A 22542-nucleotide genomic window follows, 5' to 3' on the forward strand; every position below is an offset into this window, starting at 1 on the left:
GCCCGATATCTCCCAGGACGAGAACGCGGCGAGCCGTAAGAAAATTTCGGGGAGAGCGGGATTAACATCCCGACCTGCTCCGTAAACAGGACATGAAACGGCCGATGCCACGCTTCGATATTCTGGGACAGCTCGGTTCGCTGCGCCGCTATGCACGCTCGCTGACGCGCGACAGCGCCGATGCAGAGGATCTGGTGCATGATGCGCTGGTGCGTGCCTATGAGCGACGCGGCAGCTTCCGCTCCGGCGGAAATCTTCGCGTATGGCTGCTGTCGATCGTCCATAATGCATTCATCGACGGTCTGCGGTCCCGCAAATCCGAAGCAATGCGCATCGAACAGGCCGGCTATCTCGCCGAGGCGAATGTCCAGGCTCCGCAGGAACATTCGGTCCGTCTGGCGCAGGTGCGCGAAGCGTTTTTCGAATTGCCGGAGGAGCAGCGTTCGGCGTTGCATCTCGTCGCCATCGAGGGGCTTAGCTACAGCCAGGCCGCTGAGGTGAGTGGCGTGCCGCTTGGCACGCTGATGTCGCGCATCGGCAGGGCGCGTGCGGCCCTGCGCGAGATGGAGGACGCGGTGCCGGCACGCGCGAAAGGCCATCTGAAGATCGTCGGAGGTGGATCATGAACCAACTGCGCGATCCCGTGACCGACGCCGATCTCGACGCCTATGTCGACGATCAGCTGGACGTGGCTCGTCGCATCGAGGTCGAGGCGTTCCTTTCGGCCCGCCCGGACGCGGCCGCGCGGGTGATGTCCGACTTACGGATGCGTGACGAATTGCGCGTGGCGCTTGCCGGATCGAAAGGCATGGCGCGGCCCGCGACGGCCGATGCTGCACGGCGGCTGGAGCGGGGATTGGCGCGCGGCCGCGTCCTTGGTGCTTTGCAGCGAGCTGCGGCAGTCGCTGTCTTCGTCGCTGCCGGCTGGCTTGCGAACGGGCTCATCGGACCGATATCGGTGACGGAAGTCGTCGCTTCGACCCATCCGCCGGCCTATGTGGAGGACGCGGTCCGGGCGCACCGCACGACGCTCGTGCGCGAGGCGATGTCGTCGCAACCCGAAGCACCCGGCTACAATGCCGACGAAATCCGCGCCGCGACGGCGATCGTGATGCCATCGCTGCCAGCGGACTGGACGGTCCGTGACGTGCAGATCTATCCATCGCAATTCGGACCGAGCGTCGAGATGGCTGTCGAGACGAAAGAGATGGGGCTGGTCTCGTTGTTCGCGATCAGGCCCGGAACATTCGACGTCGTCAAGCCGACCGTCGTTCCCTCGGGCGAAGTTTCCTCGGCTTATTTCCAGATCGGCGAGGTCGCCTACGCGGTCGTCGGACGCAGCGATGTCGGCGGTCTCGATCGCACGGCCGAAGCCCTCGCCAAAACGCTTTACTGATCGACCTGCAAGAAGGAGAACCACATGAACAATCTCGGATATATCGGGGCCGAAGCCCGAGCCGGAGCCGTCTACAATGAAGGCCTGCGCCGGCACATGCTGCGCGTCTATAACTATATGGGCCTTGGCCTCGTCGTTACGGGCGTGATCGCGTTCGTGGTGGCTTCCACGCCCGCTCTTTACGTGCCGATCTTCTCCACACCGCTGAAATGGGTGGTGATGCTGGCCCCGCTGGCCTTTGTGGTCTTGTTCTCGTTTCGGATGCAGGCGATGTCGGCAGCCGGCGCCCAGGCGATGTTCTGGGCATTCTGCGCGGTCATGGGCCTGTCGCTGGCTTCCGTGTTCCTGGTCTTTACCGGCACCAGCATCGCACGCACCTTCTTCGTCGCCGCCACCATGTTCGGCGCGACCAGCCTTTACGGGTACACGACCAAACGCGACCTGACGCAGTTTTCGTCGTTCCTGATCATGGGCCTGATCGGCGTGGTGATCGCCAGCATCGTCAATATCTTCCTGGGCTCGACCGCGCTCCAATTCGCGATCTCTGTGATCGGCATCGCCGTCTTCATCGGCCTCACCGCCTGGGATACCCAGACGATCAAGGAGCAGTATGCAGAAAACTTCGGCGCGGAATCACAGCAGAAACTCGCTGTCTTCGGTGCATTCTCGCTCTATCTGAACTTCATCAACATCTTCCAACTGCTGTTGAACTTCACCGGCGAGCGCGAATAGCCGGCGTTGAACCAGGACCGGAGTTGGACATCATGGACAGAAACGATCAGCAAGCGATCGGACAGCTCTTCGAGAAGTTGGCAAGCGCCGAGCGCCAGGCGCCGCCGCGCGATGCCGAAGCAGAGCGCTTCATCCAGGACCAGATCACCCAGCAGCCTGGGGCGCCATATTACATGGCCCAGACGATCGTGGTGCAGGAGCAGGCCCTGAACGCAGCTCAGGCGCGCATAGAAGAACTGGAGGAGCAGGCGCGGCAGCCGGCCGGCGGTGGACCGCTCAGCGGCTTCTTCGGCCGCAGCGGCGGCAGGCGCTCAGGCTCGGTTCCGCGGGTAGGGCGCACCGCCTCCGTTGCAACTGAAGGGCCGCAGGACACGCCACAGCGGGCAGGCGGCGGTTTTCTTGCCGGCGCCGCGCAGACCGCGATGGGCGTGGCGGGCGGCGTGCTGCTCGGCAACGCGATCACCGGCGTGTTTGGCGGCAGCGAAGCGAAGGCAGCTGAACAGCCGACGCCGCAGCCGGACGAAGCCGATCAGGCAGGCGATTCCAGCTCCGATAATGGCGGTGACTTCGGTGATATGGAGTTCTGACGAGCGACCCAGCCTGTGCCTGTGCTGGCGCTGGTGACGATTGCGGGTCAGCATAGGCGAGGTGGCGAGGGCAACATCCGGGAAGCGAGCCCTCGCCGGCGGCTAATAGCCCAGGCGCTTCAGTTCAGCCTTGACCGCCGCGATCGTCTTGAAGCGGAAGTGCTTCGTTGTGCCGTCGCGCCAATGGCAGTCGCATGTGGCGTCGAACTTCCGGCTCGCTTTCAATTGAGTCAGCGCCTTCTGGCCTGGCTTAGGGCCATCGAAGATGCGAACTTCGTAGAGCGTCCCTTCGACATCGTAGTGCATCTGAGCCCAGGAAAGTATCACGATCAGTTCCTTCGCCGGGTCGTGGTCGGCGTTGGCGAGGCCGAGCGCTATGTCCGGTGTGTCGCCCTCTTGTTCACCGATTGTGACCTGGATTGCGCGATATCTATTGTCAGCTAGCCGTTGCAGCGCGACGAGCGGGCGTTCCGGATAGTCCTCAGCGGTCTGGTAATCGACGAAGAGTGCCTGGAGGCCGTTCCAGCTCACTACTGCGGTGTGCGGATCAGCATTGTCGGCGAACCCAACAACACGTTTGGCGAAAGCCAGGTCGTTCTCGCCTGGCGCACGATCAAAGTCCTGCGCTCGCGCGCCAGTGAGGGCGCAGGCGAGGGTGAGGGCAAGACTTGCAAGCAGCGGAAGCGTTTTCATGATTCGCAACCCTAGCATGCCCGTTGCCGCTGTTGCGAATGTCTAAGAGTGACCGGCCTGATCTCGCCGCCAACGGATGCTATAGGCGTAGTCGCATAAGATAGATTATGGAACTAGTTGGCCGATTGGATGTGACGTGAAGATAGCACCTCGCGAGATCCAACTCGGGAACCCAGGCGGTAAAAACTTAGTCTTTCACGCTGATTCGTAAGGGATTTCGATCGTCATGCCGTCATAAGCAGGCTCGACGTTGGCCGGCGTCTCGGCCATTACCGTAGCGTAGTCGAGTGGCACATGCATATGCGTCAGCACCGCGTTCTTCGGCGCCAGTCTTTCGATCCAGCCAAGCGCCTGGCCAAGCGACAGATGGCTCGGATGGACGGTGTATTGCAGCGCGTCGATGACCAGCATGTCCAGCCCGCGCAAACGCTTGGCGGTCGCCTCCGGAAAGTCGCTGACGTCAGGGCAATAGGCCAGCCCGCCGATGCGGAAACCCAGCGAGGTGATGTCGCCATGGAGCTGCAGCAGCGGTTCGAGGGTGAGGGCGCCGCCCTCGCCTGCGACCACCACCGGCCTGTGGTGGTCGATGATATGGGCGTTGACGATCGGCGGATACGAACTGCCTTTCGGTGTTTCGAAACAGTAGCGGAACGCCTCGCGTAGGCGCAGCATGGTAGCCTGATCCGCATGGATGTCGATCCGGTGGCGCTGCTCGAGCACGAAGCCGCGCAAATCGTCGATGCCGTGGATATGGTCGGCATGCGGATGTGTATAGACCACCGCATCGATGCGCTTGACCGATGCCAGCAGCATCTGCTCGCGGAAATCCGGGCCGGTGTCGATGACGACCGTGGTCCGGGCGCCACTCGCCGCGATCCGCTCGACGAGCGCTGCGGTGCGCGTGCGCCGGTTCCGGGGGTCCGCGGGATCGCAATTGCCCCAGTCGCCGGTGATGCGTGGCGTGCCCGGCGATGAGCCGCAGCCGAGGACGGTAAGACGTAACCGGTCGCTCATGCGTCAGGCGCCCGGCGCGCTCGGGCGCGGCATTTTCCTGAACAGCCGGAAGAAATTATCCGTGGTGATATTAGCGATCTCGGCCTCGCTGAAGCCGATCGTCTCGGCCAGCACCTTGGCTGTATGCGCGACATAGGCGGGCTCATTACGCTTGCCGCGAAACGGGATCGGCGCAAGGTATGGCGCGTCGGTTTCGACCAGCAGACGGTCGCGCGGCACATCGGCGGCGACGGCGCGCAGCTCGGCGGAGTTCTTGAAGGTCAGGATGCCGGAAAACGAGACGTAGCCGCCGAGCGCCACGCCGATCTCGGCCAGCCGGCGCGCCGACGAAAAACAGTGCAGGATGAAGGGGAAGGCACCCTTCCCCGTTTCTTCTTCAAGGATATCAGCCATGTCGTCGTCGGCGTCGCGCGAATGGATGACCAGCGGCAGACCGGTCACGCGCGCCGCGGCGATGTGGGTGCGAAAGCCCTGCGCCTGTGCGTCGCGCGGCGCATGATCGTAGAAATAGTCGAGTCCGGCCTCGCCGATCGCCACCACTTTGCGATGAGCAGAGAGCCGCACCAGATCATCGACAGTGACATCAAGCTCTTCGGCCGCATTATGCGGATGGGTGCCGACCGAGCAATAGACCTCATCGAAAGTCTCTGCAATCTCAAGCACTTGGTTAAATCGCTTCACCCTCGTCGAGATCGTCACCATTCGGCCGATGCCGGCCGCTAGGGCGCGGGCGACAATGGCCGCCCGCTCTTCGGCGAAATCCGGAAAGTCGAGGTGGCAGTGACTGTCGACCAGCATCAGGCGTTCGCGTCCTGCTTTTCGTAACGCGGAAAGACCGCCTCCGGCGCGGGCAATGCCGTGCCGGGCACCAGCGCATAGTCGGCGTGGACATGCGCAAAGTCACGGTTGTCTGCCGGCACCGCCAGCAGGTCGAGCAGCTTAGCAGCCGACCCCGGAACAAAGGGCTGGCAGAGCAGCGTCACGCGCCGGACGACTTCGATCGTCGTCCACAGAACTGTCTTCATACGCTCTGGATCGCTTTTGCTTAGCGCCCAGGGTTGCTGAGAGGCGAAATAGCGGTCAGCTTCGGCCACCACTCCGAAGATCGCCGCCAGCGCCAAATGGATGCCCTGATCCGCCATCGCCTTTCGCGCGACGGCGAGTGCCCCCACCGCTTGGTCGAGGATGGCGCTGTCGGCTTCGGTCAGTTCGCCGCGCTTTGGCACCGCGCCGCTGCAGTTCTTGGCGACCATCTTCAGCGAGCGCTGCGCCAGGTTGCCGAGGCCATTGGCAAGGTCGGCATTGGTGCGGTTGACGATCGCATCATGGCTGTAGCTGCCGTCCTGGCCGAACGGCACTTCGCGCAGCAAGAAATAGCGCACCTGGTCGAGGCCGTAGTGCTCGATCATCGCGAACGGGTCGATGACGTTGCCGACCGACTTCGACATTTTCTCGCCGCGGTTGAACAAAAAACCATGCGCGAACACGCGCTTCGGCAATTCGATGCCAGCCGACATCAGGAAAGCCGGCCAGTAGACCGCGTGGAAGCGGACGATGTCCTTGCCGATGACGTGCGCGTTTGCCGGCCAGAACGACCATCTCTCATTGGCCGGATCCGGATAGCCGGCGGCGGTGATGTAGTTGGTCAAGGCGTCGACCCAGACATACATCACATGCTTCTCGTCGCCCGGCACCGGGATGCCCCAGTCGAACGTGGTGCGCGAGATCGATAGGTCCTTCAGGCCGGACCTGACGAAGCTCATCACCTCATTGCGCCTCTCGGCAGGACCGACGAAATCGGGCTGGTTTTCGTAAAGTGCAAGGAGCCTGTCCTGATAAGCCGACAGCCGGAAGAAGTAGCTCTCTTCCTCGACCCATTCGACCGGCGTCCCCTGCGGCCCATAGCGGACATTGTCGGCACGCACCTCGGTCTCTTCTTCGCCGTAATAGGCTTCGTCACGCACCGAGTACCAGCCGGCATAGCCGCCCTTATAGACGTCGCCATTGGCGGCCATCGCCTTCCAGATCGCCTGCGAGGCCTTGTAGTGCCGCTTTTCCGTGGTGCGGATGAAATCGTCGTTGGAGGCATCGAGCGCGACGGCCATGCGCTCGAAATCGGCCGAGTTGCGGTCTGCCAGCTCGCGCGCTGAAATACCTTCTCTCTTCGCCGTCTGCAGCATCTTTATGCCGTGCTCGTCGGTGCCGGTGAGAAAGAGCACGTCCTTACCGTCGAGCCGCTGGAAGCGGGCCAGCGCGTCGGTGGCAATCAACTCGTAGGCATGGCCGATATGCGGTTTGCCGTTCGGATAGGAAATAGCCGTCGTGACGTAGTATTTTTCGCGTGCCATGGATGAGCCGTCATGAATGTCTGAATGAAAGATGTCGCGGTGAGATATCGCATCGAAACGGCAATTGCCATCCGACGCCAATGTGGTGGCTTCGAAGTTCCTGCGATTGATTGGGATCAATACTCAGGGGCTTCAAAGCCACGCCAGCGGCCGTCACATTCGCATTGCAGAATTCAGGCGGTCGATCATGGTCAGGGCGTGCTGCTTTTTGTCGAGATTGTAGGTCTCGGTTTCAGATATAGCGTTCAAAGCCTCGTGCCAAGTATCCGACAGCGTTTTGGCCCGCGCGAGATCGCCGGCGAGCGCGGCCTGGCTGGCGCCGGCCGACAGCAGATCAAGCGCGCGGCGATTGAATATCTCGAACGGGATCGCCTGGTCGCGGCCGGCGACCGCCTCGGCAAGACGGTAGGCGCCTCCGACATCTATCTTCTTGGACATCACCAGGGCGTCGAGGGTGGCGGCGATTTCGAGCCCTCCATACTGCGTCAACAGGATCGCATTGCGCGCGCTGCCCCCTGCCCGCTCCGCCAGCGCCGCGCGCGCGCCAGGATCCTCCGGTGGCGGCGGCTCGATGCCTTCCAGAACCGTCATCAAGCTCTCGGCATCGAGCGGCGCCAACCGCACCATCTGGCAGCGCGACCGGATCGTCGGCAGCAGACTGCCCGGCGCATGGACGATGAGGATGAACAAGGTGCGCGCGGGTGGCTCTTCAAGATTCTTCAGCAAGGCATTGGCAGCATTGGTGTTCATGTCGTCGGCGGGATCGACGATAACCACCCGGTAGCTGCCGTCGTGCGAGGTCAGCGACAGAAAACGGCTGACCTTGCGGATTTCGTCGACCGTGACCACTGTCTTGAAGCTCTTGGTCTTGTCGTTCGCCGGGCGTGTAAGATGCAGCACCGAAGGATGCGCGCCGGTGGCGATCTGTCGAAACAGCGACGAAGCCGGATCTGGAACGGCAAGGCTTTCCGGCGCCTGCTCGAAGGCCGGGTGCTTCAACAGATGATGCGCCAGGTGAAAGGCCAGCGTCGCCTTGCCGATGCCAACCGGTCCGGCAAAGATCAGTGCGTGCGGCAGCTTTCCCGAGCGGTAAGCGGTGGCGAGCATGTTGGCCGCCTGCAGGTGACCGACAAGACGCGGCGTCTCGGATGGCTCGGGCACCCCGTCCAGCGTATCGTGCTGTTCGGGCGCGATGCGTTCGAAAATCATGCTGGCGCCGCCTGCCTTCTTTGCGCCGGCATCATCCTCTCGAGAGCCGCGAAGACCGCGGCGGTAACGACATCCTCCACCGCATCTAGGTCGGCTGAGGCATCGACGACAACGCAGCGTTCGGGTTCAGCTGAGGCGATCGCGAGAAACGCCTCGCGCCGGCGCTGGTGGATGGCCAATGTTTCTTTCTCGAAGCGGTCCGGTCCGTCACTGCTGCCCCGCCGGGCGGTAGCGCGCCTCAGGCCCTCGGCGGGGTCGATGTCGAAGATCAGTGTCATGTCCGGCACCATGCCGTTGATGGCGACCTTCTCCAATGCGTCCATGAATGCCGGGTCGAGGCCGCCGGTGACGCCCTGGTAGACGCGCGAGGAATCCATGAAACGATCGCAAAGCACGACCGAACCGCGCTCGACTGCCGGCCGGATGACCTGTTCGACATGGTCGGAACGCGCAGCGGCGAAAAGCAGCGCTTCCATCTTGGGGCCGAACGGCTCGGCTGCGCCTGAAAGCAGGACATGCCTGACCGCCTCCGCGCCCGGCGAGCCACCCGGCTCACGTGTCACCAGCACATCGTATTTCTTGGCGCGCATCTTCTTTGCCAGCCGCTCGATCTGCGTCGACTTGCCTGCTCCTTCGCCGCCTTCAAAAGTGATGAAAAATCCGCGCGCCAAAGCCTTTGTCCATACTTCGGGGACCGTATAGTCCCGGCGGGAAAAAAGGTCCACCGCGACGGTGCTAACGCAGCCAGCCGACGGCCAGTTCCTTGGCGGCGTCGAGCGCGCGCTGCGGCAGCGAACCGACACCGATCGACTCGGCGGCAAACAGCGGCGTCTCCTGGCTCAGCGTATCGCCGATCCAGACGCGCAGCGTACCCACCGGCTGCCCCTCCTCCACCGGCGCTGCCACCGGTCCGTCATAGACGATCCTGGCGGTGAGCTTGTCGCGGTTGGTGATCGGCAGGAAGATCTGCACCGGTCCTTTTGCCTTTAACGCGACACCGGACTTGGCGCCGCCAAAGACCTGGGCTTCGCCAACCACTTCGTCCTTGGCGAATACTTCAGTCTTCTCGAAGGAGCGAACGCCCCAGTCGAGCAGCTTTCGCGCTTCCTCAGCACGCTCACGGTCGTTTGCCAGGCCGCTCATCGCCGCGATGACCCTTTTGCCGTTGTGGCTGACCGAGCCGACAATGCCGAACCCGGATTGCTCGCTGGCACCGACCGCGAGCCCGTCGGCGCCTATGTCCATGGCCAGTAGCGGATTGCGGTTCCTCTGGGAAATCTTGTTCCAGGTAAAATCCTTCTGGCCGTAATAGCGGTAGAGATCCGGGTAGTTGCGCCAGATATGCAGCGCCAGAAGCGCAAGTTCGCGAACGCTCGTTTGCTGCTCATCGGCCGGCAGACCGGTGGAATTGACGAAAGTCGATTTCTGCAAGCCGATCTGGCGGGCACGCCCGGTCATCTGCGCTGCGAAGTTTGCTTCGGACCCGGCCATCCCTTCAGCGATGACGATACAGCCGTCATTGGCCGCCTGCACGGTCACGCCCTGGATCAGGTCTTCCAGCCGGATCGTCGACTTGAGCTTGGCGAACATGGTCGATGTCCCCGAAGGAGCGCCGCCTTTGCGCCAGGCGTTCTCGCTCACCACGAAGGTGTCATCGAGCGTCATGCGCCCTGATTTGATGGCGTCGAAAACCACTTCCATCGTCATCAGCTTGGCCAGCGAGGCCGGCGGGATCAACCTGTCGGCGTCCTTGGAAAACAGCACGGTTCCGGTTTCGGCATCGATCATGAAGGCCTGCGCGGCCTTGGTCTCGAAAAGCTGTGCTGAGGCCGGCGCAAGCGAGAGCAGCAGCAGGCCGAGCGCCATAAGCCCGGTGAAAGGGTGAAAAGATTTCATCAGGTTCGACCAGTGAGCCGGCGCTTTTGCAAGTTGGCAGAAGCTATCAGGCTTTTGCCTGGCGGATCAATCGCGCGCGAAAAAACCAGGCAGCCCCGAGCTCAGTTGCGTACAGCAAGCGCATCCGGCGCACCATGCGACCACGCTGCCTGCAGCATCTCGTCCAGGCTGCCACTACCGTCGGCAAAGAGGTTGACCGAGTACCAGTCCTTGCCTTCGAGTTCCGAGCGCTGGATCTCGGTCTTGCCGAAGCTGGAAAGCTGGGCCGCCACACGCTCCGCTTCGGCGGCATTCTCGAACGAACCCGCCGCGACATAGTCCGTGGGCGACCCGGTTAGAGGAGCTTGCCGCTTCCACGATTGAAGAATTTCGGCGGGCGACATGCCGGCGCCATCCAGCTCGGCAAACGCGTTGGAGGCGCGTTGCACGCGCTCGTCCGCGTAAGACAGCGACGCCACGGTGAACGGCGATTGCGCCGGCAGGTTGATCTCCGGGCGCTCCGGCACGATCGGGCCGAAATCGGGCAGTACAATGTCTCCCAAAACAGATGCTTGCACTGCCATGACAGGCCCTGCATCGGATCCCTGCCCGGAATTCGTCAGCTGACCGGGGAACGGCACGGCAGCAGCGCTCACCGGCAGGCTTGGCGACGGCCCATTCATCGCGACCATGACACCGCTGGGCAGGCCGTCCGACGGATCCGGCGCCCTGTAGCCTGGACGATACGAAGCCATAAGATACTGCCCGTCATTGCCTTCGAGCGGCGCACGGCCGACATATTCGACCTTCACCTCGGCCGTACCGATGTTGGCATAATCGAGCATTTCAGCAGCGCGCTTCGATACATCGATGATGCGTCCATCATGATAGGGTCCGCGGTCGTTGACGCGCACGATCACCGAGCTGCCGGTCTTCATGTTGGTGACCCGCGCATAGCTCGGCAGCGGCATGGTCGGATGCGCCGCCGTCAGATCTGCCATGTCGTAGACTTCGCCGTTGGCGGTCAACCGGCCGTGGAAGGCCTCACCGTACCAGGATGCGAGGCCAACCTTGGCGTAACGTTTGTCTTCCTTCGGATAATACCACTTGCCGCGCACCTGATAGGGCTTGCCGAGCTGGTCGCGTCCGCGAGACGTCTTGAACATGACGCGCGGGCTGGCTTTCACGCCGTATTCGGCTTCAGAAAAATATTCCTTGGAGCGAGGTTTCTTGTTGACCATCGCCTTTTGCTGCGGCCCGGCACATGCTGCAAGAAAGGCTGCCGACAAGGCAAACAGCGCGAAAGCGGAAGCGCGACGAAGACGCGGGCGCGCCGTGGTCTGCATATTTTGATTGTCCCCTATAGCATCGACGAAGGCACCGCAGCATGAACGTCAGCGATGCCAAAGCACCCACTCCAGAAACGCCGGCGACGCCCTACCCCAATCCTTTTTGTGCGCAGGAATTGTTTATCACCGTATTAACCGATTGTGGTCGGAACCGGGCGAGATTGTGGCACGGACCGCCTCGCTGATCGGCATGAAAATCATCGCTTATCGATCAGAAACGCCGTTCGTGGCGCACTTTGCCCCTGGCTTGGCGTGTCTGCGAGCGCAGATTCAGGGACCGAATATCACAAGTTCGGTGAACGTCAGATCTCCAGGTGCGGGTGGTCTGGGACCTTTGAAGTATTTCAGCCCCTTGTTGGGGCGGTACCATCCCACCAAGCCTGGAATCGGCTCCTTGGCGTCGACAAAGCAAACCAGGATTCCGCTTCGCAAGAGAAAGCGCCCCATCGCACCGGCGCAGCGGCTCAAATCCGCAAGCGAGCGGCAATAGATGACCTGATGGCATCGGATAACACCGTGCAACATTCGGCGCGGCATCAATACCAGGGGGAACGCTGCTCCATCGCAGATGCAGATCAACGACAGGCAGCCCAGCGCGGCGTGTTCCGAGAGTATGTATCTCTCACTCTCGGGCAGCATCGCCAATTCCGGAAGATCGGGACGCCCTTCGACCACGCGACATGACCGCTGCGCCGAACTCAAAGCCGGCAAGAAGGTAAATTGTCCGCTGGAGAAGAGCCGAAAGCCGAGCGCCCGGTTGGCTTTCAATGTCGCTTGTGCAGGCGAAATGTTCGTGTAGGTCACGTCCTTCCGCTTGAGAACCGCCGCAACCAACATGGCGCCATAGGGACGGAAATCTGCATCGACTGACCAGCTTGAAAGATTGCAGCGAATTTCCTCGCTCTCCGACCCCTGATAGCGAGCATAAAGGGTGAGCACAACGCCGACGATCCGACCGGCATGCTCCAAAGCAAAGCCATATTGTGGGAACTCGGCAACCACAGGCCGCTGCGACAAGCGGGTCAGAGCGTGTATCCAGTAACTCCGGTTACGCGCCGGAAAGCCCCTGCACAGGCAATCAACCACTCCCTCCCAGTCGGTTTCGCGGATTGGTCTACAGCGAAGACCGGGCGGGAGAGCGCCAAGTACGGCCAAAATCAACTCCAGAATACGATTTACTTACATGTGCCTAATGCGCTCCACATATCAGCGCTCAACGATTAATAGTCCGTGCGGGTTTTAAAAACGATTTTCCACACTCAGCACAAACACAGCTCGCCATGACGCTGCTCACCGTCCTGGATCGCGCCGAAAGGTGCGGCCGCCACGGTTGACTTGGCGTTGAATGCGGCTTTACAGGAATGGAGCGCGAACCGGTCGGGAAACGTCCTGGTGCCAATCCGGTACCGACAGCTCGAACCCGCTCCTCTCGCGATATCCTAAGTGATTGAAAAATCACCTTGGAGGGATGGCCGAGCGGTTTAAGGCACCGGTCTTGAAAACCGGCGTGGGTGCAAGCCCACCGTGGGTTCGAATCCCACTCCCTCCGCCATATCCGTCCAATTTCTTCAATCCTGCAGGCATGACGTCGAGTTTTCCGCTCGTCGGATTCTCGACTGCCTGGGTTTAACAGGCCGGTCCGGTTAGGGGAGAACCGCCGCTCTGCCCCATGCCGCGCGCCACCTCTCGCGTCGCTGAAATGCGACAGGTGCTGATCATGGCAACGATACCAAAGTACCGGTGATACTATTGCGTAATCAACAACCTGCCACAAAGCGAAGACTGTCACCCGCCGCGCAGCCGCGGTTCGTCGGGTTGATTTCTCCGCCCGAATATGGTGCTTCTCCCGCCCATGAATAAACTATTTTCTGCGGTCCTCGCATGGACGATAGTGGCTTGGCCGGCCAGCGCAATGGACAGCGCATTGCGCGCCGGCCTGCTGAAACTCGATCCGCAAACCCGGCTGGAGCAGCGATGCGACGCCGAAATTCTCGACCGGATTACCCGCGACGACCACAAATACAAAGCCGATCGTGTCGTCGCCTACGCTTTTGCGACGCCCGAAATGGGCGCCGATGCGATCAAGAGCCCGGGTGCTGCGTTTCGCAGCAAGGGACAATGGTACCGGCTGAAATTCAAATGCGAGACAGCGCCGGACCATATGGAAGTCCTGCAGCTGCGCTACCGGATCGGTGATGAAATTCCGGAAAGCGACTGGCCCAAATACAACCTCTATAACTAGGCATTCGCGACCTGTGGCCGCATTTTGCCGGTGTTTCGGGCCGATCGTCGCAAACTCTGTATATTGCCGACCTTGTTCCAACCAGTCCCTTGACGCGCGGGAACCATACACGTTAGGCCCTCCAGGCATTCGACGCGAACGGTCGGCCAACCAGCAAGGAACTTCCAGTCGATGGAAATTTTCACTGCCGCGGGCTTCTCTGCCCTGCTCCAGGTCATCGCCATCGACCTCGTGCTTGCAGGCGATAACGCCATCGTCATCGGCTTGGCCGCGGCGGGCTTGCCGGTCGAGCAGCGCAAGAGAGCGATCCTCATCGGCGTGGTGGCGGCGACGGTGCTGCGTATCGGTTTTGCTGCGATCACCGTCACCCTGTTACAGATTGTCGGCCTGCTGCTTGCCGGCGGCATCTTGCTGCTGTGGGTGTGCTGGAAGATGTATCGCGAGCTGCGCACGTCGTATGCCGACGAGGTGGAGGCGACCGAAGCGCTGTCCAATTCCGATATCAACAGGGATGATATGGTGGCCGGCAAGGCGCGCAAGAAGACCTTGGGTCAGGCGGCATTGCAGATCGTCATCGCCGACGTGTCGATGTCGCTCGACAACGTACTGGCGGTCGCCGGCGCGGCGCGCGATCACTTCCAGGTGCTGGTAATAGGCCTCGTCCTGTCGATCGCGCTGATGGGCCTTGCCGCGAGCTTCATCGCCAAGCTGCTGCACCGCCATCGCTGGATCGCCTATATCGGCCTTTTGATCATCTTCTATGTCGCACTCGATATGATCTACCGGGGCGCGGTGGAAGTCTTGCCGCATGTCAGCAGTGCGGTGAGCTGACACGCCGACTCGAATTCTCATCGGTCGGCCTTTCAGCTTCGGCGAGCCTTCGGCGACGCTGGCGGTTGCGTTTCGCCGCAGCCGCTGCCCATACCAATGCCGCGACAAGTGTGATACTGCGCCGCCAATCCTGAAAATCCGGAAAAGCTTAGATGTCCGCCCTTCGCGTCAGTTTCGTCAGCCTTGGATGCCCGAAAGCCCTTGTGGATTCGGAGCGCATTATCACCCGCCTGCGCGCCGAAGGCTACGAGATCGCCCGCAAGCACGACGGCGCCGACCTGGTCGTCGTCAACACCTGTGGCTTCCTCGATTCGGCTCGCGACGAATCGCTCAACGCCATCGGCTCCGCACTTTCGGAGAATGGCAAAGTTATCGTCACCGGCTGCCTCGGCGCCGAGCCGGACGTCATCCGTGAAAGACATCCGAACGTCCTCGCCATCACCGGACCACAAGCTTATGAAAGCGTGATGGCGGCGGTGCATGAGGCTGCCCCCCCGAGCCATGATCCCCACATCGACCTTTTGCCGCCGCAAGGGGTCAAGCTCACGCCGCGCCACTATGCGTATCTCAAGATTTCGGAAGGCTGCAACAACCGCTGCACCTTCTGCATCATACCGGCGCTGCGCGGCGATCTCGTTTCGCGGCCGGCGGCCGACGTGTTGCGCGAAGCCGAGAAACTGGCCAAGGCCGGCGTCAAAGAAATCCTGGTCATTTCGCAGGACACCAGCGCCTACGGCATCGACATCAAATACCAGACCAGCATGTTCGGCGATCGCGAAGTGCGGGCAAAATTCCTCGACCTGTCGGAGGAACTCGGCAAGCTCGGCATCTGGGTGCGCATGCACTATGTCTACCCCTACCCGCATGTCGCCGATGTCATCCCGCTGATGGCCGAAGGAAAGATCCTTCCCTATCTGGACATCCCGTTCCAGCACGCCTCGCCGCAGGTGCTGAAGAACATGCGCCGGCCCGCTCATGGCGAAAAGACGCTCGAGCGTATTCGCGGCTGGCGCGACGTCTGCCCGGACCTTGCTATCCGCTCCACCTTCATCGTCGGCTTCCCCGGCGAGACGGACGACGATTTCGAGATGCTGCTCGACTGGCTGGACGAGGCCAAGATCGACCGCGCCGGCTGTTTCAAATACGAGCCGGTCAGAGGCGCCCGCTCCAACGAGCTCGGCCTCGAGCAAGTGCCGCAGGAGATCAAGGAAGCCCGCTGGCACCGCTTCATGCAGCGCCAGCAGAAGATTTCGGCAACGCAGCTAACCAAGAAAATTGGCAAGCGCCTGCCGGTCCTGATCGACGAGGCGCATGGCAATTCGGCCAAGGGCCGGACCAAATACGACGCGCCCGAAATCGACGGTTCGGTCCATATCCAGTCGCGGCGGCCACTGCGCGCCGGCGACATCGTCACGGTCAAGATCGAGCGCGCCGACGCTTACGACCTTTACGGCTCAGCAGTCTGATATTCCGTCCAAAATGAAAAGGGCGCCGCGTGGCGCCCTTTCGTTCGATATGTTTCCGACCGCCTACTGCGGCAGCTTGTCGTCGACGCCCTTCACGTAGAAATTCATGCCGAGCAACGTGGCGTCGTCGGCGACCTCGCCCTCCTTCAGCCAAGGTGTGCCGTCCTGCTTGGCGATCGGCCCGGTGAAGGGGTTCCAGCCGTCGGCGATCTTCTTGGTGGTGGCTTCGGCCATCGCCTTGACGTCGTCGGGCATGTTGGTGAACGGCGCCAGCTTGACGGCGCCGTCCTTAATGCCGAGCCAGACATTGTCGGGCTTCCAGGTGCCGTCGAGCGCCGCCTGGACGCGGCTGATGTAGTAGGGACCCCACTCGTCGGTCAGCGAGGTCAGCTGCGCGTGCGGCGCGAACTTGATCATGTCGGAGGACTGCCCGAAGCCGTGCAGCTTGCGCTCCTCCGCCACCTGCAAGGCAGCGGTCGAGTCGGTGTGCTGGACGATGATATCGGCGCCCTGGTCGAACAATGCCTTGGCAGCATCGGCCTCCTTGCCCGGATCGAACCAGGAGTTCACCCACACGATCTTCGCCTTGAAGTTCGGGTTGATCGACTGTGCGCCGAGCATAAAGGAATTTATGCCCATCACCACTTCCGGGATCGGGAAGGAAACGATGTAGCCGGCGACGCCCGACTTCGATTGCTTGGCGGCGATCTGGCCAAGCACGTAGCGGCCTTCGTAGAAACGCGCATTGTAGATGCCGAGATTTTCGGCCGTCTTGTAGCCGGTGGCGTGCTCGAACATCACCTTGGGGAATTTCTTGGCGATCTTCACTTCCGGGTCCATGAAGCCGAAGGACGTGCCGAAAATGATCTTGCATCCCTCGCGCGCCAGGCGCTCGAAGGCGCGGTCGGCATCGGGGCCTTCGGAGACGTTTTCGAGATAGGCGGTCTCGACCTTGTCGCCGAGTGCCTTTTCCACCTCGAGGCGCCCTTGGTCGTGCTGGTAGGAGTAGCCGAAATCGCCGATCGGGCCGGTGTAGACCCAGCACGCCTTCAGCTTGTCCGCCGCCTGGGCGGATGCCGCCAGCGACAATGCGGCCGTCGTCGCCATCAGGGCAATAAGCAGTTTTTTCATTGTGTTACCTCTCTGAGTTAAGCCTTGGAGCTTCCGTCTTTTTGTTGTCAACGATCCGGAACGAATGGCTGGCCCAAGGAGGCCGGCGTGTTCATCATCGTCAAACGCTTGTTGCGCGAGATTAGAACGAGAACCACGACGGTTGCCAGATAGGGCAGCGAAGAAAGCAGTTGCGAGGGAAACGATTTTAAGAACGCAATTAACTTGTAGAGCAACCAGGGCGCGCCGACGAAGTCCTGCAGATTTATGGCTTGGACGTGAAGCTGGCCAACCCAGATCGCGCCGAAAATATAGGCGCCGGCCAGCACCCGCCATGGCCGCCAGGAGGCGAAGACGACCAGAGCCAGCGCGATCCAGCCGCGGCCGGCGGTCATGTTCTCCACCCATTGCGGTGTGTAGACCAGCGATAGGTGACCGCCGGCGAGGCCGGCACAAGCGCCGCCGAAAATCACTGAGAGATAGCGGTAGCGGATGACGTGGATGCCAAGCGCATGGGCGGATGCATGGCTGTCGCCGATCGAGCGCAGCGTGAGCCCGGTGCGGGTCTTGAACAGGAACCACATGACGGCGGCGGTCAGCGCGATCGAGATGTAGAAGATTGGATCCTGGCCGAACAGCAGCCTGCCAACGACCGGGATTGCGGTCAGGCCGGGAATATCGAGGTTTGGCAGCCTTTCGCCGGGCTGGCCGACAAAATTCGTTCCCATCATGCCGGAAAGGCCGAGGCCGAGCAGTGTCAGCGACAGGCCGGTGGCCACCTGATTGGTGGCCAGCGAGAGCGTCATGACGGCGAACAGCAGCGAGAACACTGCCCCCATGGTGATTGCCGCCAACAGCCCTATCCAAGGCGAGCCGGTGAGATAGCCGGCGCCGAAACCGCCGACGGCACCCATGATCATCATTCCTTCGACGCCGAGATTGAGCACACCCGAACGTTCGACCACCAGTTCGCCGATCGCCGCGATCAGCAGCGGCGTCGCCGCCGTCGCGATGGTCAAGAGGATGTTGACGGTGATGTCCATCAGCGGGCTTCCTCCAGCTTCGGCGCTGCCTTGAGCTTCGGCGCGGAAAAGCCGGTCAGGCGAATGCGGTAATGGATGAGCGTGTCGCAGCCGAGCACGAAGAACAAAAGCATGCCCTGGAACACGCGCGCCACCTTGTCGGAGATGCCGAGCGCGCTTTGCACTGCCTCGCCGCCCAGATAGGTCAGCGCCAGTACAAGGCCTGCGGCGACGATGCCGAGCGGATTGAGCCGGCCGAGAAATGCCACGATGATAGCGGTAAATCCGTAGCCGGGCGAGATCACCGGCTGCAATTGTCCGATGGCTCCCGAGACCTCCGAAATCCCTGCAAGTCCGGCCAGTGCGCCCGACAGCAGGAAGGCAAAGAAGACCATGCGGTTAAGGCCAAACCCGGCGAAGCGCCCTGCCCTCGGGCTTGAGCCGAGCACGCGGACCTCGAAGCCTTTCAGCATACGGCTCATCAGGATCCAGATCAGTATCGCCGCGATCAGCGCGAAGACAAATCCCCAGTTTGCCCGGCCGGATTCCGGGAGGAGTTCCGGCAGTATGGCCGAGTCGTTGAACTGGATGGTCTGCGGGAAACCGTGGCCCTGCGGATCGCGCCACGGCCCGCGTACGAGCCAATCGAGGAAGAGCTGGGCGACATAGACCAGCATCAGGCTGGTCAGGATCTCGTTGGTGTTGAAGCGCGTCTTCAGCAGTGCCGGGATTGCAGCATAGGCGGCCCCACCGACCATGCCGAGCAGAAGCATCAGCGGCAGCACCAATGGGCCTTCGAACTGCGGAAACAGCACGGGAATGATCGAGCCGACAATGCCGCCCAGGATGAACTGGCCTTCGGCGCCGATGTTCCAGATGTTGGCCTTGTAGCAGACCGACAGTCCGACCGCGATCAGGATCAGGGGGGCGGCCTTGATCGCCAGCTCATGCAGCTGCCAGACCTGGCTGATCGGTTCGATGAAGTAGATGCGGAACGCAGTCAACGGGTTGACGCCGAGCAGCGCGAACATGATGGCACCGGCAATGATCGTCAAAACGAAAGCGATGAAAGGCGAGAGTGCCGAAAACAGCATCGAGCGCTGCGGGCGTTTTACAAGTTCGAGGCGCATCAAGCCGTCTCCAGCGTATGTTCGGCATGCCCGGGTTCGGCGCCGCCCATCAGCAGCCCGATCTTCTCGAATGTCGCTTCAGCTATCGGCAGCGGCTTCGATAGTTCGCCATTGTGCATGACCGTGATCGCATCGGAAATCTCGAACAGCTCGTCGAGGTCCTGGCTGATCACCAGCACCGCCGAGCCGCTGCGTGCCAGTTCGATCAGCGCCTGGCGGATGTGGGCCGCCGCACCCGCGTCGACGCCCCAGGTCGGCTGATTGACCAGCAAGACGCTCGGCCGGCGGTCGAGTTCGCGGCCGACGATGAATTTCTGCAGATTGCCGCCCGAAAGAGCCGCAGCTTCCGGATCCGGCGCGCTCTTGCGCACGTCCATCGCCTTTATGATGCGCTGGGCAGCGGTATGGATCGCATCGCCCTTGACCATTCCACCGGCGCCGACAAACATCTTGCCATCGGTGGCGTGGCGCGACAGAAGCAGGTTCTCCGAAAGCTTCATGCGCGGTGCTGCGCCATGGCCGAGCCGCTCTTCCGGGACGAAGGCAGCGCCCATCAGACGCCTGCCGGTGATGGTGAGGCCGCCGGCATCCTTGCCGCGGATGCGGACCGAGCCGGCATCCTGCTGCAGCACCTCGCCGGAAACGGACTCGAAGAATTCGCCCTGGCCGTTGCCGGCGACACCGGCAATACCGATCACCTCGCCGGCGCGGACGTCAAGATTGATGTTCCTGAGCGGGATCGAGAACGGGGTCGCCGGCTTGCGGGTGAGTTCGCGGATTTGAAGCAGCACCGGCGCGGTCTCGATACCCTCGGCCGGCGCCCGCACCACGGCCAGCACCTCGTTGCCGACCATCATCCGCGCCAACGAAGACGCGGTTTCCTGGCGCGGATTGCAATGGCCGACCACCTTGCCGTGACGCAGCACGGTGGCGCGGTCGCAGATCCGTTTGACCTCTTCCAGCCGGTGCGAAATGTAGAGGATGGACTTTCCTTCCGAACGCAGCCGTTCGAGCGTCTCGAACAACTTATCGGCCTCCTGCGGCGTCAGCACCGAAGTTGGTTCGTCGAGGATGATGAGTTGCGGGGTCTGCAGCAGGCAGCGGATGATTTCGATACGCTGACGCTCGCCGACCGACAGATCACCGACCAGCGATAGCGGATCGAGAGGCAGGCCGTAACTGTAGGAGAGCGCCCTCGCCTTGGCCGCGATCGTGCTGATCGGCGAGCCGTCATCCAGCGACAGCGCGATGTTCTCCGCCGCCGTCAGCGCTTCGAACAGGGAAAAATGCTGGAAAACCATGCCGATGCCGAGCTTTTTTGCGGTGCCGGGGCTGGTGATCCTGACCGCCTGGCCATTCCAGAAAATCTCGCCGGAATTCGGTTCCAGCGATCCAAACAGCATTTTCACCAGGGTCGACTTGCCGGCGCCGTTCTCGCCAAGCAACGCATGGATCTCGCCCTTGGCGATGTTGAGATCGACATGGTCGCACGCCGTCAACGTGCCGAATATCTTTGTGAGGCCGCGAACCTCAAGCAGGTTTGCGCCGTCCTGATCTGCACTCACGGTGCCTCCATCTGGTTTGCCAGACATGTTCTGTGTTCCCGCAAGCATCGTATGCGCGGGCTGCTCTCTACGGTAAGCGCCTCACGACTTGAAAGAGCTTCAAGAATTTCAGCGGAAACTCAAGCGGTAAAGAGCAGTTCGCAAGAACGGCGGCGTCGGCGGCCCGAAACGGCGGGCGCCTAAGGGATAAGTATTGTTGTCCCGGTGGTCCTGCGCCCTTCGAGATCGGAATGCGCCTTGCCGGCCTCGCTGAGCGCGTAACGCTGGTTTATCTTGATCTTGACGGCGCCGCTGAGCACCACGTCGAACAAGGCGGCGGCGGAAACCTCGAGGTCTTCGCGCCTGGCATTATAGACGAACAGCGTCGGCCGCGTTGCGAACAGCGAGCCCTTCTGCGCCAGCAACGAGATGCTGAAGGGCGGGATCGGCCCAGACGATTGACCGAAGCTGACGAAAGTGCCGAGCGGCCGCAGGCAATCGAGCGAGGCTGGAAATGTGTCGTTGCCGACTGAATCGTAGACAACGTCGCATTTCTTGCCACCGGTGATAGCGGCAACGCCGGCCACGAAATCCTGTTCGCGATAGTTGATCACGTGGTCGAAGCCATGCGCCTTGGCGAGCTCGATCTTGTCGGTGGAACTCGCCGTGCCGATCACTGTCGCGCCGAGATGCTTGGCCCATTGGCCGAGGATCAGCCCGACACCGCCGGCCGCCGCATGAAACAGGATCGTGTCGCCGGCTTTCACCTTGAATGTACGGCGCAACAGATATTCGGCGGTCATGCCCTTTAGCATCATGGCTGCAGCCTGTTCGTCGCTGATGCCGTCCGGCACCTTCACCACGCGGTCGGCGGCGATCACGCGCTGCCCGGCATAGGCGCCGGTCGTCACGGCGTAGGCGATGCGATCGCCGGGTTTGAGCCAGTCGACATCCGAGCCGACATCCAAGACCACGCCGGCCGCCTCGCCGCCAGGGATCAGCGGAAATCCGCCCTGCGGCGGATAAAGGCCAGAGCGATAATAGACGTCGATGAAATTGAGACCGATCGCGGTATGCTTGACCAGGATCTGTCCCGAGCCCGGCTGCCCGGGATCGGCATCCTCATAGGTCAGGACCTCCGGGCCCCCATGGGCATGGATGCGGATCGCTTTGGACATTTTCTGGCTCTCTTGGGATCAGGCTTTCTTATCCGGCTTGGCGCCGAGATTTGGGAAGAACTGCATGATAGCGCCGATGCAGGCGAGGTAAAGCCCGGTGAACGTAATCCCGAACTTGATGAAATCGCTGACCTGCTCGCCCAGCACGCCGATCTGGTCGTAGAAGGAGGCAAGTGCGGCCTGCGCCAGCGCCAGCGCGCCGAAAGCGCACCAAAGCAGCGTCATGCCGAGATTGATTGGCCGCAGCCGCTTCACCCGCACCGGATGGATGAAATTGATCGGCACGAAGGTGAGAATGCCGGCCACCACGACCACGGCGAAAGAAACCCATTGTCCGGGCTCGATGACGAACAGCGTGAACACCACCATGTTCCAGACGACCGGAAAGCCCTTGAAGAAATTCTCCTTCGTCTTCATGCCGGTATCGGCATAGTAGATTGCGCTCGACACCACGATGATCGCCGCCGACAGGAACGACAGGCGCTCGCCCATGAAACCGCGCTGATAGAGCGCGAAGGCCGGAATCAACACGTAGGTCACGTAGTCGATGATGTTGTCGAGCAGTTCGCCCGACCAAGTCGGCAGGATTTCCTTGACATCGAGCTTCCTGGCGATCGGCCCGTCGATGCCGTCGACGAAAAGCGCCAGCCCCAGCCACCAGAACATCGCCGTCCAGCGCTGCTCGCTTGCTGCCACTAGCGACAGAAACGCCAGGAATGAGCCCGACGCGGTCAAGAGATGGACCGAGAACGCCCGCGCCTGAGGCCATGTGACTTTCTTCTTCGGCCGCGGAATCCGGTCGGCGATTTTCCTGGC

At 61.7% G+C, this 22542-nt stretch carries 22 protein-coding genes and 1 tRNA gene; 8 read left to right on the plus strand and 15 right to left on the minus strand.

Annotation, left to right across the window (positions count from 1 at the left end):
- Positions 1-92: 92 nt before the first annotated feature.
- The 4 genes from NKJ73_RS05380 to NKJ73_RS05395 are packed head-to-tail and all read left to right on the plus strand — an operon-like array spanning position 93 to position 2715.
- Positions 93-626 (plus strand): sigma-70 family RNA polymerase sigma factor, encoded by a 534-nt coding sequence (locus tag NKJ73_RS05380; protein ID WP_502896622.1) that lies wholly within the window; start codon positions 93-95, stop codon positions 624-626.
- A complete protein-coding gene (locus NKJ73_RS05385; protein ID WP_352448928.1) occupies positions 623-1396 on the plus strand; it encodes an anti-sigma factor family protein in 774 nt (257 codons plus the stop codon). The genes NKJ73_RS05380 and NKJ73_RS05385 overlap by 4 nt, the downstream gene beginning before the upstream one ends.
- A 24-nt stretch (positions 1397-1420) precedes the next feature.
- Positions 1421-2128 carry a Bax inhibitor-1/YccA family protein gene (locus NKJ73_RS05390; protein WP_352568614.1) on the plus strand — a complete coding sequence of 236 codons (708 nt, stop codon included), beginning with the start codon at positions 1421-1423 and terminating at the stop codon, positions 2126-2128.
- Between the two features lie 32 nt (positions 2129-2160).
- Positions 2161-2715 carry a DUF2076 domain-containing protein gene (locus tag NKJ73_RS05395; RefSeq protein ID WP_352568615.1) on the plus strand — a complete coding sequence of 185 codons (555 nt, stop codon included), beginning with the start codon at positions 2161-2163 and terminating at the stop codon, positions 2713-2715.
- Between the two features lie 102 nt (positions 2716-2817).
- Here the strand turns inward: NKJ73_RS05395 and NKJ73_RS05400 are convergent, their stop codons facing one another.
- The 9 genes from NKJ73_RS05400 to NKJ73_RS05440 form a co-directional block, all read right to left on the minus strand.
- Complete coding sequence (locus NKJ73_RS05400; protein ID WP_352568616.1) at positions 2818-3408, minus strand: hypothetical protein; 591 nt, start codon at positions 3406-3408, stop codon at positions 2818-2820.
- Positions 3409-3603: 195 nt separating this feature from the next.
- Positions 3604-4422: an MBL fold metallo-hydrolase gene (locus NKJ73_RS05405; protein WP_352568617.1), complete on the minus strand. Its 819-nt coding sequence runs from the start codon at positions 4420-4422 to the stop codon at positions 3604-3606.
- A 3-nt stretch (positions 4423-4425) separates the two neighbouring features.
- Entirely contained in the window at positions 4426-5220 is a 795-nt protein-coding gene (locus tag NKJ73_RS05410; RefSeq protein WP_352456774.1) for a TatD family hydrolase, read from the minus strand.
- Positions 5220-6770, minus strand: a complete 1551-nt coding sequence (gene metG, locus NKJ73_RS05415) for a methionine--tRNA ligase (protein ID WP_023675060.1) — start codon at positions 6768-6770, stop codon at positions 5220-5222. The genes NKJ73_RS05410 and metG overlap by 1 nt, the downstream gene beginning before the upstream one ends.
- A 153-nt stretch (positions 6771-6923) precedes the next feature.
- Positions 6924-7979: a DNA polymerase III subunit delta' gene (locus NKJ73_RS05420; protein ID WP_023675059.1), complete on the minus strand. Its 1056-nt coding sequence runs from the start codon at positions 7977-7979 to the stop codon at positions 6924-6926.
- Positions 7976-8650, minus strand: coding sequence for a dTMP kinase (tmk, locus tag NKJ73_RS05425; protein ID WP_352448921.1), 675 nt, complete (start codon positions 8648-8650; stop codon positions 7976-7978). Before tmk ends, NKJ73_RS05420 begins: the two co-directional genes overlap by 4 nt.
- Positions 8651-8714: 64 nt before the next feature.
- Positions 8715-9845, minus strand: coding sequence for a D-alanyl-D-alanine carboxypeptidase family protein (locus tag NKJ73_RS05430; protein WP_352568811.1), 1131 nt, complete (start codon positions 9843-9845; stop codon positions 8715-8717).
- Positions 9846-9976: 131 nt separating this feature from the next.
- A complete protein-coding gene (locus NKJ73_RS05435) occupies positions 9977-11200 on the minus strand; it encodes a septal ring lytic transglycosylase RlpA family protein (protein ID WP_352568618.1) in 1224 nt (407 codons plus the stop codon).
- 273 nt (positions 11201-11473) lie between these two features.
- The gene (locus NKJ73_RS05440; protein ID WP_352568619.1) at positions 11474-12205 is read right to left on the minus strand and encodes a hypothetical protein; all 732 of its coding nucleotides are present in this window, start codon (positions 12203-12205) and stop codon (positions 11474-11476) included.
- Positions 12206-12665: 460 nt separating this feature from the next.
- Between NKJ73_RS05440 and NKJ73_RS05445 the strand changes: the two genes are divergently transcribed.
- The 4 genes from NKJ73_RS05445 to rimO all read left to right on the plus strand — a co-directional run bounded on the left by NKJ73_RS05445 (position 12666) and on the right by rimO (position 15742).
- Positions 12666-12755 (plus strand) — tRNA-Ser (locus NKJ73_RS05445).
- 282 nt (positions 12756-13037) lie between these two features.
- The gene (locus NKJ73_RS05450) at positions 13038-13445 is read left to right on the plus strand and encodes a DUF930 domain-containing protein (RefSeq protein WP_352456770.1); all 408 of its coding nucleotides are present in this window, start codon (positions 13038-13040) and stop codon (positions 13443-13445) included.
- A gap of 171 nt (positions 13446-13616) precedes the next feature.
- Positions 13617-14276: a TerC family protein gene (locus NKJ73_RS05455; RefSeq protein WP_352568620.1), complete on the plus strand. Its 660-nt coding sequence runs from the start codon at positions 13617-13619 to the stop codon at positions 14274-14276.
- 152 nt (positions 14277-14428) lie between these two features.
- The gene (gene rimO / locus NKJ73_RS05460; RefSeq protein WP_352568621.1) at positions 14429-15742 is read left to right on the plus strand and encodes a 30S ribosomal protein S12 methylthiotransferase RimO; all 1314 of its coding nucleotides are present in this window, start codon (positions 14429-14431) and stop codon (positions 15740-15742) included.
- A gap of 63 nt (positions 15743-15805) precedes the next feature.
- On the opposite strand, the gene NKJ73_RS05465 is transcribed toward rimO, so the two are convergent.
- From NKJ73_RS05465 to pcsA, 6 genes are all read right to left on the minus strand, one after another.
- Entirely contained in the window at positions 15806-16873 is a 1068-nt protein-coding gene (locus NKJ73_RS05465) for a BMP family ABC transporter substrate-binding protein (RefSeq protein ID WP_352568622.1), read from the minus strand.
- A gap of 47 nt (positions 16874-16920) precedes the next feature.
- The gene (locus tag NKJ73_RS05470; protein WP_352568623.1) at positions 16921-17895 is read right to left on the minus strand and encodes an ABC transporter permease; all 975 of its coding nucleotides are present in this window, start codon (positions 17893-17895) and stop codon (positions 16921-16923) included.
- Complete coding sequence (locus tag NKJ73_RS05475) at positions 17895-19007, minus strand: ABC transporter permease (protein WP_352568624.1); 1113 nt, start codon at positions 19005-19007, stop codon at positions 17895-17897. The genes NKJ73_RS05470 and NKJ73_RS05475 overlap by 1 nt, the downstream gene beginning before the upstream one ends.
- The gene (locus NKJ73_RS05480; RefSeq protein WP_502905364.1) at positions 19004-20596 is read right to left on the minus strand and encodes an ABC transporter ATP-binding protein; all 1593 of its coding nucleotides are present in this window, start codon (positions 20594-20596) and stop codon (positions 19004-19006) included. The genes NKJ73_RS05475 and NKJ73_RS05480 overlap by 4 nt, the downstream gene beginning before the upstream one ends.
- A 152-nt stretch (positions 20597-20748) precedes the next feature.
- The gene (locus tag NKJ73_RS05485) at positions 20749-21726 is read right to left on the minus strand and encodes a quinone oxidoreductase family protein (protein ID WP_352456767.1); all 978 of its coding nucleotides are present in this window, start codon (positions 21724-21726) and stop codon (positions 20749-20751) included.
- A gap of 18 nt (positions 21727-21744) precedes the next feature.
- The gene (pcsA, locus tag NKJ73_RS05490) at positions 21745-22521 is read right to left on the minus strand and encodes a phosphatidylcholine synthase (RefSeq protein ID WP_502896505.1); all 777 of its coding nucleotides are present in this window, start codon (positions 22519-22521) and stop codon (positions 21745-21747) included.
- Positions 22522-22542: the final 21 nt, after the last annotated feature.

The organism is Mesorhizobium sp. M0074 (genome assembly GCF_040322975.1).
Lineage (GTDB): Bacteria > Pseudomonadota > Alphaproteobacteria > Rhizobiales > Rhizobiaceae > Mesorhizobium.

Excerpts from the sequence above, each read along its gene's own strand:
- NKJ73_RS05380 (WP_502896622.1), top strand. The coding sequence starts at position 93 with ATGAAACGGCCGATGCCACGCTTCGATATTCTGGGACAGCTCGGTTCG.
- NKJ73_RS05385 (WP_352448928.1), top strand. The coding sequence starts at position 623 with ATGAACCAACTGCGCGATCCCGTGACCGACGCCGATCTCGACGCCTAT.
- NKJ73_RS05390 (WP_352568614.1), top strand. The coding sequence starts at position 1,421 with ATGAACAATCTCGGATATATCGGGGCCGAAGCCCGAGCCGGAGCCGTC.
- NKJ73_RS05395 (WP_352568615.1), top strand. The coding sequence starts at position 2,161 with ATGGACAGAAACGATCAGCAAGCGATCGGACAGCTCTTCGAGAAGTTG.
- NKJ73_RS05400 (WP_352568616.1), bottom strand. The coding sequence starts at position 3,408 with ATGAAAACGCTTCCGCTGCTTGCAAGTCTTGCCCTCACCCTCGCCTGC.
- NKJ73_RS05405 (WP_352568617.1), bottom strand. The coding sequence starts at position 4,422 with ATGAGCGACCGGTTACGTCTTACCGTCCTCGGCTGCGGCTCATCGCCG.
- NKJ73_RS05410 (WP_352456774.1), bottom strand. The coding sequence starts at position 5,220 with ATGCTGGTCGACAGTCACTGCCACCTCGACTTTCCGGATTTCGCCGAA.
- metG (WP_023675060.1), bottom strand. The coding sequence starts at position 6,770 with ATGGCACGCGAAAAATACTACGTCACGACGGCTATTTCCTATCCGAAC.
- NKJ73_RS05420 (WP_023675059.1), bottom strand. The coding sequence starts at position 7,979 with ATGATTTTCGAACGCATCGCGCCCGAACAGCACGATACGCTGGACGGG.
- NKJ73_RS05430 (WP_352568811.1), bottom strand. The coding sequence starts at position 9,845 with ATGGCGCTCGGCCTGCTGCTGCTCTCGCTTGCGCCGGCCTCAGCACAG.
- NKJ73_RS05435 (WP_352568618.1), bottom strand. The coding sequence starts at position 11,200 with ATGCAGACCACGGCGCGCCCGCGTCTTCGTCGCGCTTCCGCTTTCGCG.
- NKJ73_RS05450 (WP_352456770.1), top strand. The coding sequence starts at position 13,038 with ATGGTGCTTCTCCCGCCCATGAATAAACTATTTTCTGCGGTCCTCGCA.
- NKJ73_RS05455 (WP_352568620.1), top strand. The coding sequence starts at position 13,617 with ATGGAAATTTTCACTGCCGCGGGCTTCTCTGCCCTGCTCCAGGTCATC.
- rimO (WP_352568621.1), top strand. The coding sequence starts at position 14,429 with ATGTCCGCCCTTCGCGTCAGTTTCGTCAGCCTTGGATGCCCGAAAGCC.
- NKJ73_RS05465 (WP_352568622.1), bottom strand. The coding sequence starts at position 16,873 with ATGAAAAAACTGCTTATTGCCCTGATGGCGACGACGGCCGCATTGTCG.
- NKJ73_RS05470 (WP_352568623.1), bottom strand. The coding sequence starts at position 17,895 with ATGGACATCACCGTCAACATCCTCTTGACCATCGCGACGGCGGCGACG.
- NKJ73_RS05480 (WP_502905364.1), bottom strand. The coding sequence starts at position 20,596 with ATGTCTGGCAAACCAGATGGAGGCACCGTGAGTGCAGATCAGGACGGC.
- NKJ73_RS05485 (WP_352456767.1), bottom strand. The coding sequence starts at position 21,726 with ATGTCCAAAGCGATCCGCATCCATGCCCATGGGGGCCCGGAGGTCCTG.